General features: G+C 63.7%; 8 protein-coding genes. 5 read left to right on the top strand and 3 right to left on the bottom strand.

The genetic code is table 11. The features are described 5' to 3' along the window. The first annotated feature begins 17 nt into the window (after nt 1–17). The 3 genes from paaZ (at nt 18) to DM374_RS03655 (ending at nt 7,044) form a co-directional block, all read left to right on the top strand. Nucleotides 18–2,072 carry a phenylacetic acid degradation bifunctional protein PaaZ gene (paaZ, locus tag DM374_RS03645; RefSeq protein ID WP_110968643.1) on the top strand — a complete coding sequence of 685 codons (2,055 nt, stop codon included), beginning with the start codon at nt 18–20 and terminating at the stop codon, nt 2,070–2,072. Between the two features lie 204 nt (nt 2,073–2,276). After that, nucleotides 2,277–4,511: a TonB-dependent receptor gene (locus DM374_RS03650; RefSeq protein WP_110968644.1), complete on the top strand. Its 2,235-nt coding sequence runs from the start codon at nt 2,277–2,279 to the stop codon at nt 4,509–4,511. Between the two features lie 61 nt (nt 4,512–4,572). Then, nucleotides 4,573–7,044, top strand: coding sequence for a TonB-dependent receptor plug domain-containing protein (locus tag DM374_RS03655; protein ID WP_110968645.1), 2,472 nt, complete (start codon nt 4,573–4,575; stop codon nt 7,042–7,044). On the opposite strand, the gene DM374_RS33075 is transcribed toward DM374_RS03655, so the two are convergent. From DM374_RS33075 to DM374_RS03665, 3 genes are all read right to left on the bottom strand, one after another. Beyond that, nucleotides 6,983–7,441: a hypothetical protein gene (locus tag DM374_RS33075; protein WP_157969651.1), complete on the bottom strand. Its 459-nt coding sequence runs from the start codon at nt 7,439–7,441 to the stop codon at nt 6,983–6,985. The two genes, DM374_RS03655 and DM374_RS33075, sit on opposite strands and share 62 nt — an antisense overlap. A gap of 315 nt (nt 7,442–7,756) precedes the next feature. Next, entirely contained in the window at nt 7,757–8,341 is a 585-nt protein-coding gene (gene nfuA / locus DM374_RS03660) for a Fe-S biogenesis protein NfuA (protein WP_095155072.1), read from the bottom strand. A 170-nt stretch (nt 8,342–8,511) separates the two neighbouring features. Continuing rightward, nucleotides 8,512–10,812: a fatty acid cis/trans isomerase gene (locus tag DM374_RS03665; RefSeq protein ID WP_110968646.1), complete on the bottom strand. Its 2,301-nt coding sequence runs from the start codon at nt 10,810–10,812 to the stop codon at nt 8,512–8,514. Between the two features lie 159 nt (nt 10,813–10,971). Between DM374_RS03665 and metH the strand changes: the two genes are divergently transcribed. After that, the gene (gene metH, locus DM374_RS03670; protein ID WP_110968647.1) at nt 10,972–14,679 is read left to right on the top strand and encodes a methionine synthase; all 3,708 of its coding nucleotides are present in this window, start codon (nt 10,972–10,974) and stop codon (nt 14,677–14,679) included. 120 nt (nt 14,680–14,799) lie between these two features. After that, nucleotides 14,800–15,018 (top strand): DUF2970 domain-containing protein, encoded by a 219-nt coding sequence (locus DM374_RS03675; RefSeq protein ID WP_110968648.1) that lies wholly within the window; start codon nt 14,800–14,802, stop codon nt 15,016–15,018. Nucleotides 15,019–15,105 lie beyond the last annotated feature (87 nt).

Raw genomic sequence — 15,105 nt, forward strand, 5'->3', positions numbered from 1 at the left:
GAATCGGAGGACACACCATGCCTGCTGCCCCAACCTTGCAAAGCTTCATCGCCGGCCGCTGGATCGGCGAGCACGGCGCGCAATCCCTGCGCAGCGCCCTGGACGGTCACGTCCTGGCCCATGCCCACGAAGAGCGCCCGGACTTCGCCGAAGCCGTCGAACACGCCCGCCGGCGCGGTCGCGTGGCGCTGCTGGGCCTGGATTTCCAGCAACGCGCCCAGCGCCTCAAGGCACTGGCGCTGTACCTGGCCGAGCGCAAGGAACAGCTCTACGCCCTGTCCCACCACAGCGGCGCGACCCGCGCCGACAGCTGGATCGACATCGAAGGCGGCAACGCCACGCTGTTCTCCTATGCCGGCATCGGCGCCCGCGAACTGCCGTCGGGCAACCTCGTGCATGAAGGCCCGGCGATCCCGCTGGGCAAACAGGGCCGCTTCGCCGGCAGCCATATCCTGGTGCCGCGCACCGGCGTGGCGGTGCACATCAACGCCTTCAACTTCCCGATCTGGGGGATGCTGGAGAAGTTCGCGCCGACCTTCCTCGCCGGCATGCCGTGCATCATCAAGCCGGCCACCGCCACCAGCTACCTGACCGAAGCCGTGGTGCGCCTGATGGATGAATCCGGCCTGCTGCCACAAGGCGCCCTGCAATTGGTGATCGGCAGCACCGGCGACCTGCTCGACCGCCTCGACGGCCAGGACGTGGTGACCTTCACCGGCTCGGCCGATACCGCGGCTAAGCTGCGCGTCAACCCCAACCTGATCCGTCATTCCGTGCCCTTCACCGCCGAGGCCGACTCCCTGAACTGCGCCATCCTCGGCCCGGACGTGACGCCGGACAGCGAAGAGTTCGATCTCTATATCAAGGAAGTGGTGCGCGAGATGACCACCAAGGCCGGGCAGAAATGCACGGCCATCCGTCGCGCCATCGTCCCGGCAAAACACCTGGATGCCGTGGCCACTCGCCTGCGCGAGCGCCTGAGCAAGGTGGTAGTGGGTGATCCGTCGGTGGAGGGCGTGCGCATGGGCGCCCTGGCGTCCCACGATCAGCAGGCCGACGTCGGCGAGCGGGTCGAACAACTGCTGCAAAGCTGCGACCTGCTGTTCGGCGCGCGGGACGGTTTCGAGCCGCGCGGCGAAGGCGTGGCCAACGGTGCGTTCTTCGCCCCGACCCTGCTGCTGGCCCGGGATGCCCATGCCGAAGGCGGCGCCCACGATATCGAGGCGTTCGGCCCGGTCAGCACCCTGATGGCCTACAACGACCTCGACGAAGCCCTCGACCTTGCCGCCCGCGGCAAAGGCAGCCTGGTGGCGAGCCTGGTCACCGCTGACCGTGCCGTGGCGGCCAAGGCGATTCCAGTAGCAGCGGCCTGGCATGGCCGGCTGCTGGTGCTGGACAGCGAAGCTGCTAGCGAATCCACCGGTCATGGTTCGCCCTTGCCGCAACTCAAGCACGGCGGCCCCGGCCGTGCCGGCGGTGGCGAAGAGCTGGGCGGCCTGCGGGCGGTCAAGCACTACCTGCAACGCGCCGCGATCCAGGGCTCGCCGAGCATGCTGATGGCGGTGACCGGCGAATACGTGCGCGGTGCCGAAGTGATCGAAACCGACGTACACCCGTTCCGCCGCCACTTCGAAGACCTGCGCATCGGCGAGTCGCTGCTGACCCACCGCCGCACCGTCACCGAGGCTGACCTGGTGAACTTCGGTTGCCTGTCGGGCGACCACTTCTATATGCACTTCGACGAAATCGCCGCCCGCGAATCGCAGTTCGGCAAGCGCATCGCCCACGGCTACTTCGTGCTGTCGGCCGCCGCCGGCCTGTTCGTCAGCCCCGCGCCCGGCCCGGTGCTGGCCAACTACGGCCTGGACAACCTGCGCTTCATCAACCCGGTAGGCATCGGCGACACCATCCAGGCGCGCCTGACCTGCAAGCGCAAGATCGACCAGGGCAAGAAGAGCCCGCAGGGCATTGCGCAAGGGGTGGTGGCATGGGATGTGGAGGTGACCAACCAGTTGGGTGAGCTGGTGGCGAGTTACGACATTCTGACGCTGGTGGTGAAACGCGAGGGCTGAGGTTCCCGCGTGCCCTATCGGGCCTGATCGCAGCGATCAGGCCCTGATGGCTGCTGCTGGAGCAGCAGCCATTCCACAGCCGCCTGCTGCCCAACTAGCAGTCATCGCCGAAAAACAACGTTTTATTGATTTAAATCAACACCTTACAAAACTGGCACAAACCCTGCTCTATCCCTGTATCTGCAACGCTCGGGGAGAAGCAGCATGTTCCAGATCAATCCAATCACTAAAGGCATCGGCCTCAGCCTGTTGCTGGCCGGCCAGTTCGCTCACGCCGACGACGACACCACCACTACGTCACTCAAGGCCGTCACGGTCACCGCCCAGCACCGCGAGGAAACCCTCCAGGAAGTGCCGGTAGCGGTCTCGGCGGTCCAGGGCAGCAACATCGTCGCCGACGGCGTGCGCGCCATGGGCGACATCACCACCTTCATTCCCAACGCTTCGGCGAAGAACCCTGACGGTGACGGCCGTCCGCGCTGGTACATCCGCGGCCTGGGCACCGGCGACACCGGCGCAGCCACGGTTTACCCGGTCGGCATCTACGCTGACGACGTCTACCTCAATGCACCGGTGGCCGGTGGCGGTCCGCTGTTCGACCTGGAGCGCATCGAGATCCTGCGTGGTCCGCAAGGCACCTTGTACGGCAAGAACACCACGGCCGGCGCGGTCAATGTGATCTCGAAGAAACCCACTTTCGACACCGACGGCTACGGAACCATCGGCTTCGGCAGCAAGAACGAACGCATCCTCAACGGCGCCATCGGCGGCACGCTGGTGGAAGACCGCCTGGCCGGCCGGGTGTCGCTGTATTCCGAGGAGCGCGACGGTTTCACCCACAACCTGACCAACGACCAGACCTACGGCGACGTCAACAAGAAGGCCGTGCGCGTGCAGTTCCTCGCCAAGGTGACTGATGACCTGGAAGCGCTGCTGAAAATCCACAGCCGCGAGTTCAAGGGCGACGGCAGCAGCGGCTCGCTGCCGCTGGGGCGGTACTACAACGTCGGCTATCAACGCCCCGAAGGCCGGCGCATCGAGCTCAACACCGACGAGGACTACAAACTCGACCACAGCGGCACTTCGCTGACCCTGAACTGGAACCTCGGTGACTACACCCTGACCTCGATCACGGCCTACGATTACCTGCGCAACCAGTCCCTCACCGACGCCGACTACACCCCCTACGAGGTGAACGGCGCCACCGACAGCGACAACCGCTACGACCAGTACTCGCAGGAGTTCCGCCTGGCTTCGCCGCAGCAGGAAACCCTGCGCTGGATGCTCGGCACCCACTACTTCCACGAAACCCTCGACAGCAGCGCCGTGCGCCGCGTGATCCCCGGCCCGACGCCCAATGGCACCGGCTCCAACCAGACCGGCGGCGCCGTCGGTTTCCGCGACCTGAACTACGACCACCGCACCGACAGCTATGCGCTGTTCGGCAATCTGGCCTACGACTTCACCGACAACCTCACGGTCACCGGTGGCCTGCGCTGGACCACCGAGAAAAAGGACATCGACCTCAACCTGACCCAGCTGACCCGCGCCACCGCCAACGGCCCGCTGATCCCGCTGACCGCCGCCGGCAGCAACGGCAACCAGGAAGAAGAGAAACGCTGGGACGCCTGGACTTACGACCTGACCCCGGAATACCGCATCAACGATAACCTGCGGGTGTTCTTCCGCTACGCCCACGGTTTCCGCTCCGGTGGCTTCAACACCGGCCTGTCCACTAGCCTCGCGCAGTTGACCACGGTGGACCCGGAAGAACTGGACGCCTACGAACTGGGCCTGAAATCGGAGTGGTTCGACCGCCGCCTGACGGTCAACGCCAACGTCTTCTACTACGACTACCAGGACATCCAGGTCAACCTGCTGACGGTCAACAACGGCATCCTTACCACCGCGCTGACCAACGGCGCCAAGGGCAAGGTCAAGGGCGCGGAACTGGAGATCGAGGGTCAGCCCACCGATCGCCTGCACCTGCGCGCGGCGCTGTCGTTCCTCGACACCGAATACACCGACTTCAAGAACAGCAACCCCACCACCGGCGCCGTCACTGCCGACTACAGCGGCAACAGCTTCGTCCGTTCGCCGCGCCACGTGGTCTCGCTGGGCGCCGACTACACCCTGCCGCTGGATATCCCCGGCAAGCTGGTGGCCGGTGGCGATGTCAGCTACCGCGACAAGGAATACTTCCTCGCCGACCGCCAGAGCAGCGCCGATGAACCGCTCAATCAGCCGCACTACACCCTGGTCAACAGTCGCCTGACCTGGCTCAGCGGTGACGAAAAACTAAGCGTCACCGGCTTCGTCAACAACCTTACCGACCGCCGCTACCAGGTCCATGGCCGGCCCAACGGCACCGCAGGGCAATACGTCATCACCTACGGCGACCCGCGCACCGTCGGTTTGAGCGTCACCAGCCGGTTCTGATCCCGTGTTTGCCGGCGACCCCGGTCGCCGGCCTCCTTCCGTGTTACAGGAGTAGCCTTGCATGTTCCGTTTGAATCCTTTGGCCGGCGCCGTGGCGCTGGTCATCGGCGGCCTTGCCGTGCCCGCCGTTCAGGCCCAGCAACCCGCCAGTGGTCCCGCAGCCAGGAGTGACAAGCTCGACACCGTGGTAGTGGTCGGTACCCGCCGCAGCGACGTCACCGCGCTGGAAAGCGCCGCGCCGGTCGATGTACTGAGCGCCGAGCGTCTTGAAGAAACCGGTGCCAAGGACTTGTCCGGTGCACTCACCGCGCTGTCGCCGTCCTTCAGCTTCCCGCAGTCGCCACAGGGCGCCTTCGCCGGCTCCATCGCCCAGGGCGCCTCGCTGCGCGGACTGGCTTCGGACCAGGTGCTGGTGCTGGTCAACGGCAAGCGCCGCCACAGCAGCGCCAACGTCACCCGCCAGGCGCTGGCCAACGGCCGCGGCGCAGCGGCGGTCGATCTCAGTCTGATCCCGCTCAGCGCGGTACAACGGGTGGAAATTCTGCGCGACGGCGCTGCCGCCCAATACGGCTCCGACGCCATCGCCGGGGTGATCAACATCGTGCTCAAGGAAAACGATGACGGCGGCAACATCGGCTACCGTTTCGGCGGCTACGACAAGGGAGACGGCCTGCAGCGCAAGCTCAGTGGCTGGAAAGGCTTTGCTCTGCCCAACGACGGCTTCCTCACCCTGTCGTTCGACGCCGGCAACCAGGACCCGGCCAGTGACACCCGTCCGGACAACCGGATCTTTTACCCCGGCAGCACCAGCATCAACACGCCGCGGGAGCAGAACAACCGCTACCGCACCTGGAACTGGGGTTCGGGCGGCGTATCGGACCAGTACAACCTCGTCGCCAACAGCGAAATCGGTCTCGGCGACGGCCTGACCGCCTACGGCTTCGCCACCTACGCGCACAAGAACACCGACGCCGAAGGCTTCTTCGACCCGCCCACCACCCTGCGCAGCAACTACGGCAGCGTGGCCTTGTCGCGCTACCCGGACGGGCGCCTGCCGATCACCCGCTACGCCCTCGAGGACTACGCGCTGACCGGCGGCGTGCGTTACGAGAGCGAGCAACTGGGCAAGTTCGACCTGGCGGCCAACTACGGCAACGACACCCTCAAGTCCACTGACCGCGACGCCATCAACCCGAGCTGGGGCACGGCCAGCCCGTACAACATCTACACCGGTGAACGCGAGAACGAGCAGACCAACCTGACCCTGGACTGGGTACGGGACTTCCCTACCGACCTGCTGGCCAAGCCACTGACCGTTTCCGCAGGCCTGGCCTGGCGCAAGGAAAATTACGCTCTGAGCGCCGGCGAAGCGGCCGGCTGGCAGAACGGTGCGCTGTTCAACACCCTCGACCCGATCACCGGACGGCGCATTCCAGGCTATTACTCGGGGATCACCCAGGTTGATGCCGCCTCGCTGGAGCGCAAGGTCCTCGGCGCTTATCTGGATTTCGAAGGGCAGATCACCGACAAATTCCAGGCCGGCCTGGCGGTGCGGTCCGAGCACTACTCGGACTTCGGCGACACCACCAACGGCAAGCTGTCGCTGCGCTACGACTTCACGCCGCAGATCGCCGCCCGCGGCAGCATCAGCAGTGGCTATCGCGCGCCGTCGCTGGTGCAGAGCGGTTTGTCATCGTTCAGCGTGCAGGTGGTCGAACAGCCGGCGGGCAGTGGCAACTGGGTTGAAGTACAACAGCGCACCCTGCGCGCCGACAGCCCGGAAGCGGCGTTGCTCGGTGGCCGGGCGCTGAAGCCCGAGGAGTCCACCAACTACTCCCTGGGGCTGGTCTGGCGGCCGCTGACCAATGCGTCGCTGAGCGTGGATGCCTACCGCATCGACATCGACAACCGCATCACCCTCTCCGACCAGTTGCCGTCCAACGTGGTCGGGCCGATCTTCGCCGGCACGCCCTACGCCAACATCCAGAGCGCGGCGTTCTACACCAACATCGCCGACACCCGCACCGACGGCATCGAGCTTAGCGGCCAGTACCAACTGGACCTCGCGGCCTATGGCCGGCTGGACCTGAACGCCGGCGTCGCCAAGACCCGCACACGGATCACTGACCTGCGGGATGTGGGTGGCATTCGTGGCGACCAGATCGTCGGGCGCAACACCCAGGGCCTGATCGAACACGGCACCCCGGAGAACAAACTAACCTTCAGCGCCAACTGGCTGTACGAGAACTGGGGCCTGACTCTGACCCAGCGTCGTTATGGCGAATGGAAAAACCTCAACGCCACCAACCCCGCGCTGGACCAGACCTTCAGCCCGCAGTGGGTGACCGACCTGGACCTGAGCTACCGCTTCGACCTCGGACTGAAAGTCTCGGTCGGCGCGATCAACCTGTTCGACAGCCACCCTGACAAGCTCAAGGGTGCGCAGTTGTACGGCGTGCCGAAGTACTCGATCACTTCTCCCGAAGGCGCCCAGGGGGCGTTTTACTACTCCAGCGTGAGTTACGACTTTTGACTGGCTGAGCCAGGGAGCGCGTCGCGCTCCTTGGCTCGATGAACGCCTCATTCAGCCGGGCCACCACACCTTTGGCGCCGTAGCAGCGGAAGCGAAACTCGCCGTTTACATGCCTGACCACCACGATGCCGGTGAACCAGCCGAATTCGTATTCGACCGAGGTCATATCCGCTGTGGGGATATGCACCTCGTTGAGGTGATCATGAGCCAGGCGGTTGGCGAAGTTGGCCAAGAAAGACAGGACGTCCTGCGTCACCTCCACCGTTCCGCCCACCCACCAGCTCTCCATCTTTGGCGCCATCGGCACGGTGGTGAAAGACGACTGGGAGTGGGAGTCGAGGAATGTCGACGCCTGAATATAGGCGTTGACCATTTTTTTGAGATAGAGAGGTTGCATGTCGGCCCTGACTGAGGATCTGCTGAAATACATCGCGGGGCGGGCCCGCGATGTCATATTGCCAGACTGAGACACACTTCAGTAGCAAGTGTTCCCTTTCTGCGAGTCGGTCATGGCATGTCCCCTGTGGGAGCTGGCTTGCCAGCGATTGGGCCTATCCTGCCAACCGCATTGTTCCGGCCGGCCTCATCGCCGGCAAGACCGGCTCCCACAAGGGCTGCGCCAGTCACTGAAATTGCATTCAGCTCAGCTCCCACAAAACGCTTGAGAAATCCCAGACAAAAAAACGGAGCCCTCCGGCTCCGTCTTCTTTGCTTAGTAGTAAGCGTTTTCTTTCTGCGTGTGGTCAGTCACGTCGCGAACACCTTTCAACTCAGGGATACGCTCGAGCAGGGTGCGCTCGATGCCGTCCTTGAGGGTCACGTCGGCCTGGCCGCAGCCCTGGCAACCACCGCCGAACTGCAGCACCGCGATACCGTCTTCGACCACTTCGATCAGGCTGACCTGACCGCCGTGGCTGGCCAGCCCCGGGTTGATCTCGGTTTGCAGGTAGTAGTTGATGCGCTCGTTGACCGGGCTGTCATCGTTGACCATCGGCACTTTGGCGTTCGGCGCCTTGATGGTCAGTTGGCCGCCCATGCGGTCGGTGGCGTAGTCGACGACGGCGTCGTCGAGGAACGGCTCGCTGACAGCGTCGATGTAGGCAGTAAAGCTCTTCAGGCCCAGCGCGGTGTCTTCAGGCTTCTCTTCACCCGGCTTGCAGTAGGCAATGCAGGTTTCGGCATATTGGGTGCCGGGCTGGGTGATGAAGACTCGGATACCGATCCCCGGCGTGTTCTGCTTGGACAGCAGATCGGCCAGGTAATCGTGCGCGGCGTCGGTAATAGTTATAGCGCTCATGGAATTTCCTCACAGACTTGTCGGCAGTTTACGCCAAGCACGCCGACGAACAAAGTCCTACCAAATATGTCGGGAAAGATAGCTGCAAGCCGCAAGTTGCAAGCGGCAAGAAAAAGCAGCCCGCGTCGCCGCTGCTTTCTCTTGTCGCTCGAGGCTCGAAGCTTGCGGCTTCAGAGATTCTCGTAGCGGTTCATGTCCAGAACCCCCGACTCCACCGGGTCGGTCTCTTTGATGTAGCTGTTCAGGTCATGGAAGTACTGCCAGAACTGCGGATGGCTGCGGCGCACGCCCCAACGCATGACGATCCGCTCGAACTTCGCCGTATCGTCGCGGGCGGCCTCCATGTCTTCGACGAACTCCGGCACATCGCTGGCCGGTACGTTGAAGATGAAGTTCGGGTAGCTGCTCATCACGCCCGGATAGATGGTCAGCGTGTCCAGCCCCGGCTGGTAGCGGTAGGCCTCGCCCAGCATGAAGGCGACGTTGCTGTGCGCGCGGTTGCGCAGCATGCTGTAGACCTGCCGTTTGCCGCCCTGCCCCTCGATACGCAGCAAGGTCGCTTCTGGTAACTGACCAATCACCTTCAAACCCGCCGCCGGACGCGATGCCAGGCGGCTCAGGGCCTGCTCGACATCACGGAATTCCTCGCTGACGGTGTCCCGCGAGCAATAGGCGCCGGTGCAGCGGTTGATCGGGTCAGGCGAGGCATTGAGGCTGCCAGTGCGCTCGATCAGCTTGAGGCCGAAATCACGCGTCGGGTTGCGCGGATCAAGCCTTAGCGCGGTTGGCGTGCTGGTGTCGATCTCCTCGTAGTCCATCCACATCTTGACCTTGCCACTGTTCTGATACCAGTTGCTGAGGATGTCGCCACGCTGGTCTGCCGGCATCAGGCGCAGGAAATTGACCTCCGCGCCGTTGCGGATCAGGTCGAAGTACAAGCGGGTCTGGGCCTGGTGCGAGACGTTGCCGTACACGTCGAAGTTGACCGCCAACTGGTAGTAAGTGCGTTCCAGCAACGGGTAGTCGAACAGCCACATCGTCAGCGGCACATCGCCGATCAGGCCCTTGGTCACCGAGGCACTGTCGAAGTGACGGAAGATGGTCAGCAGCGCGTTGTCGTTGCCAGCCCACAAACTCGACCAACTCGGTGCCGGCATGTCGGCGTAGGTGTCGCGGCGCAGGCTCTCGTACTCGTTGCGCTTGTCGCGGTAGGCGTGCCAGAGGCTGAGAATGCTGCCAACGTCGTCGATCTGACCGGGCATTGCCAACAATGGCGTGGCTTCGGCACGGTACACCGCATCGGTGATATAGCGGTCGTGGGCGGGCTCCTGGAACAAAGCCCAGAAGTTGTCGCGAATCACGTCGGTGGCGATCTGCCCGCGGCACACCGGGCCACGGATAAAGGTGCGCACGAAGTATTCGGCGTTATCCAGCATGAACTGATAACGCGCGACCGCCGGGATCGCCTCGAAGGTCTCGAATGGGTTGGAGCGGTGCCGTGGGCCGTAGCCGGGCAGCGACGTGGCATGCCAGTCGCCGCTGTAGAACAACTGCTTCACGCGCTTGAGCTTCTGCGGCCCCATCGGATAGGTGATGTGGGTCTTGTGCACGATCACGCCCTGCACAGGCATTAGCCGGTAGTAGAAGTCGGTACCCGGCGGATCATTGGGCCGGCGCGTGGCAATCAGGTCGACGGGCTGGCCGCTCGGCGTGCGCGAACGCACCCACTGGAAGAAATGCCCCGGCTCGCCACCGACAAAATAGATGTGCGCGAGGAACAGGTGCTCATAGAGCCAGCGCCCCACCAGCGCCTCGGAGGAACCCGGACGGTTCAGCAGTTCCTCCCACTCCGCGACCTGCGCCGCCTCCTTCGCGCTCGGCTGCACCGGGTTGTGCTCCACCGGCGCGCCCTGGGCCAGCCAGCGCTGCAGGGTCTGGTACTGGGCGTCGGTCAGGCCGGTGACGGCCAGCGGCATGCCTTCTTTCGGGTGCGCGCCGGCATACGCATCGAATTCGCCGGGCAACGGGCACAGGTTGTTGCGGTTCAGGCCAAGGACGATTTCCTCGGGCAGCTTGGCATTAGGCGTCAGCGGTGTGGTGTGCCCAAGTTCGAGCATCCGCGCCATCAACGCGGCCTGGCTGCCCTGGCGATCCAGCACCGAATTGAAGCCCATGCGCTGCCAGGCGGCCGGACCGCTGGCGTCATAGAACAATCGAGTCGGCGCGACCGCCTGGCTGCGATCGCCCTGGTAGACGGGTACCTTCGACATGCCGCGGCTAGCGCCCTCGGCACTGCCGAGGTTGAGCTGGCAGGCCGCGTCATTGCAGGCGTGGCAGGCCACACACTTCTCGGTGAAAATCGGCTGGATGTCCCGAGTGTAGGAAATTGCTGGAGCGTTCTGAGGGGCTTGTCCGAGCGCCGCGCCACTGATGAACAGAGCGAAGGCGCCGGCAAGAAAGCGATGCACCATGTGCCGTATGTCCTGATTTCATAAAGGCTTTTCACGATTCTACGGTGGGCCGCGGTGCCAACATGAATGAAATTCATGCAAATGTGCAGCGCGTCTAAAAAGCGCGCAGCTTTGTTATCATCCCGCAACTTTCGTCTTTGTCTGACCCAGGTAGTCCCAATGTCTGACCGCAGCGCTCGTTTCCAAGCACTTCAGCAAGCACTCAAAGAGCGCATCCTGATTCTAGATGGCGGCATGGGCACTATGATCCAAAGCTACCGTCTTGAGGAAGCAGACTATCGTGGAACGCGCTTCGCCGATTGGCCCAGCGACGTCAAAGGTAACAACGACCTGCTCCTGCTGAGCCGCCCGGACGTCATCGCCGCCATTGAAAAGGCCTACCTGGACGCCGGCGCCGATATCCTCGAAACCAACACCTTCAACGCCACCCAGATTTCCCAGGCCGACTACGGCATGGAAGCGCTGGTGTACGAACTGAACGTCGAAGGTGCGCGCATCGCGCGCCAGGTGGCGGACGCCAAGACCCTGGAAACCCCCGACCGTCCGCGCTTCGTCGCCGGCGTACTGGGCCCTACCAGCCGCACCTGCTCGATTTCCCCGGACGTCAACGACCCCGGCTACCGCAACGTCACCTTCGACGAACTGGTGGAAAACTACATCGAGGCCACCCGCGGCCTGATCGAGGGCGGCGCCGACCTGATCCTCATCGAAACCATCTTCGACACCCTCAACGCCAAGGCGGCGATCTTCGCCGTGCAGCAGGTGTTCGAGGACGACGGCATCGAACTGCCGATCATGATCTCCGGGACCATCACCGACGCCTCCGGCCGCACGCTGTCCGGGCAGACCACCGAAGCCTTCTGGAACTCGGTGCGCCACGCCAACCCGATCTCCGTCGGCCTGAACTGCGCACTTGGCGCCAAAGACCTGCGCCCGTACCTGGAAGAGCTGTCGACCAAGGCCGGCACCCACGTCTCCGCGCACCCGAACGCCGGCTTGCCCAACGCCTTCGGTGAATACGACGAGACGCCAGCGGAAATGGCCGTGGTGGTCGAGGAATTTGCCGCCAGCGGCTTCCTCAACATCATCGGCGGTTGCTGCGGTACCACCCCGGGCCACATCCAGGCGATCGCCGAGGCCGTGGCCAAGTACAAACCGCGGGAAATCCCCGAGATTCCAAGGGCCTGCCGCCTGTCCGGCCTTGAACCCTTCACCATCGACCGCAACTCGCTGTTCGTGAACGTCGGCGAGCGTACCAACATCACCGGTTCCGCCAAGTTCGCCCGGCTGATCCGCGAGGAAAACTACACCGAAGCGCTGGAAGTCGCCCTGCAGCAGGTCGAGGCTGGCGCCCAGGTGATCGACATCAACATGGACGAAGGGATGCTCGACTCCCAGGCCGCCATGGTCCGCTTCCTCAATATGATCGCCGGTGAGCCAGACATCTCCCGCGTGCCGATCATGATCGACTCCTCCAAGTGGGAAGTGATCGAGGCCGGCCTCAAGTGCATCCAGGGCAAGGGCATCGTCAACTCGATCTCGATGAAGGAAGGCGTCGACGCCTTCAAGCATCACGCCAAACTGTGCAAGCGCTACGGCGCCGCCGTGGTGGTGATGGCCTTCGACGAGGTCGGTCAGGCCGACACCGCCGCGCGCAAACGCGAGATCTGCCAGCGCAGCTACGACATCCTGGTCAACGAAGTCGGCTTCCCGCCGGAAGACATCATCTTCGACCCGAACATCTTCGCCGTCGCCACCGGCATCGAAGAGCACAACAACTATGCCGTGGACTTCATCGAAGCCTGCGCCTATATCCGCGACCACCTGCCCTACGCCCTGTCGTCGGGAGGCGTGTCCAACGTGTCGTTCTCGTTCCGCGGCAACAACCCGGTGCGTGAGGCGATTCACTCGGTATTCCTCTACCACGCCATCCAGAACGGCCTGACCATGGGCATCGTCAACGCCGGCCAACTGGAAATCTACGACGAGATTCCGCCGGCGCTGCGCGAACGCGTCGAAGACGTGGTGCTCAACCGCACTCCGGAAGGCACCGACGCTCTGCTGGCGATCGCCGAGGATTACCGTGGCGGCGGCGCGACCAAGGAAGTGGAAACCGAAGAGTGGCGTTCGCTGCCGGTGGAAAAGCGTCTGGAGCACGCGCTGGTCAAGGGCATCACCGCCTTTATCGTCGAAGACACCGAACTCTGCCGCCAGCAATGCGCGCGCCCGATCGAAGTGATCGAAGGCCCACTGATGAGCGGGATGAACATCGTTGGCGACCTGTTCGGTGCCGGCAAGATGTTCCTGCCTCAGGTGGTCAAGTCGGCGCGAGTCATGAAACAGGCCGTGGCGCACCTGATCCCCTTCATCGAAGAAGAGAAAGGCGACAAGCCGGAGGCCAAGGGCAAGATCCTCATGGCCACGGTCAAAGGCGATGTCCACGACATCGGCAAGAACATCGTCGGCGTGGTGCTCGGCTGTAACGGCTACGACATCGTCGACCTCGGCGTGATGGTGCCGGCGGAGAAAATCCTCCAGGTCGCCCGCGAAGAGAAATGCGACATCATCGGCCTGTCCGGCCTGATCACCCCCTCACTGGACGAAATGGTCCACGTCGCCCGCGAAATGCAGCGCCAGGACTTCCACCTGCCACTGATGATCGGCGGCGCCACCACCTCCAAGGCCCACACCGCGGTGAAAATCGAACCGCGCTACAGCAACGACGCGGTGATCTACGTCACCGACGCCTCGCGTGCAGTCGGCGTGGCCACGCAACTGCTGTCCAAAGAGTTGAAGCCGGCCTTCGTCGAGAAGACCCGCACCGAGTACGTCGACGTCCGCGAACGCACCGCCAACCGCAGCGCCCGTACCGAGCGCCTGAGCTACGCGCAGTCGATCGCCGCCAAACCGAAGTACGACTGGGCCGACTACCAGCCAGCAGTTCCGAGCTTTACCGGCGTCAAAGTGCTGCAGGACATCGACCTGAACGTGCTCGCCCAGTACATCGACTGGACACCGTTCTTCATTTCCTGGGACCTGGCTGGCAAATTCCCGCGCATCCTCACCGACGAAGTGGTGGGCGAAGCGGCGACCGCGCTGTACGAGGACGCCCGGCAGATGCTGACGAAACTGATCGACGAGAAACTGATCAGCGCCCGTGCGGTATTCGGCTTCTGGCCGGCCAACCAGGTCGCCGATGACGATATCGAGGTCTACGGCGACGACGGTCAGCCGCTGGAGCGCCTGCACCACCTGCGCCAGCAGACCATCAAGCCGGACAACAAGCCCAACTTCAGCCTGGCCGACTTCGTCGCGCCGAAGGACAGCGGCGTCACCGACTACGTAGGCGGCTTCATCACCACCGCCGGCATCGGCGCCGAAGAAGTGGCCAAGGCCTACCAGGACAAAGGCGACGACTACAGTTCGATCATGGTCAAGGCCCTCGCCGACCGCCTGGCCGAAGCCTGCGCCGAATGGCTGCACGAACAGGTGCGTAAAGATTACTGGGGTTACGCAAAAGACGAGCACCTGGACAACGACGCGCTGATCAAGGAGCAGTACGCCGGTATCCGCCCTGCCCCCGGCTACCCGGCCTGCCCGGACCACACCGAAAAAGCCACGCTGTTCCGCCTGCTGGACGGCACCGCCATCGGCGAAACGGGCCAGAGCGGCGTGTTCCTCACCGAACACTTCGCCATGTTCCCCGCTGCGGCGGTCAGCGGCTGGTACTTCGCCCATCCGCAGGCGCAGTACTTCGCGGTCGGCAAGGTGGACAAGGACCAGATCGAAAGCTACAGCGCGCGTAAAGCGCAGGATGTGTCGGTGAGCGAGCGCTGGCTGGCGCCGAACCTCGGCTACGACAACTGAGGGTCTAAAAGCCGCTGCACGGCGGTTCGGGACACCGAACCGCCGTAAGTGGACCGCAAGCGGCTCTGCCAACGTCTTCAACGACTAGACTCTCTGTCAAACCTGAACAGGGAGCCCATCATGGAAGATCCAAGCCAAGGCAAACCGCCCACCTTCTGGCAACTCCTGCACAGCACACTCGCCGCCGCCTTCGGCGTGCAGAGCGGCAAGAACCGCGCGCGCGACTTCACCCACGGCAAGCCCTCGCACTTCATCGCCATGGGCATCGCGTTCACCCTGGTGTTCATTCTGGTGCTGTACGGGCTGGTACAACTGGCCCTGCACCTTACCGCCCGCTGAAACGAAAACCGCCCGCGGGGTCCATGCCGCGGGCGGTTTTCATTTCAGGTCGCAAGATCACGGTTGTTGCAGGCAGCCTCAGCGCTC

Origin of the sequence: Pseudomonas huaxiensis, assembly GCF_003231275.1 — a bacterium.
In the GTDB taxonomy this organism is placed as follows: domain Bacteria; phylum Pseudomonadota; class Gammaproteobacteria; order Pseudomonadales; family Pseudomonadaceae; genus Aquipseudomonas; species Aquipseudomonas huaxiensis.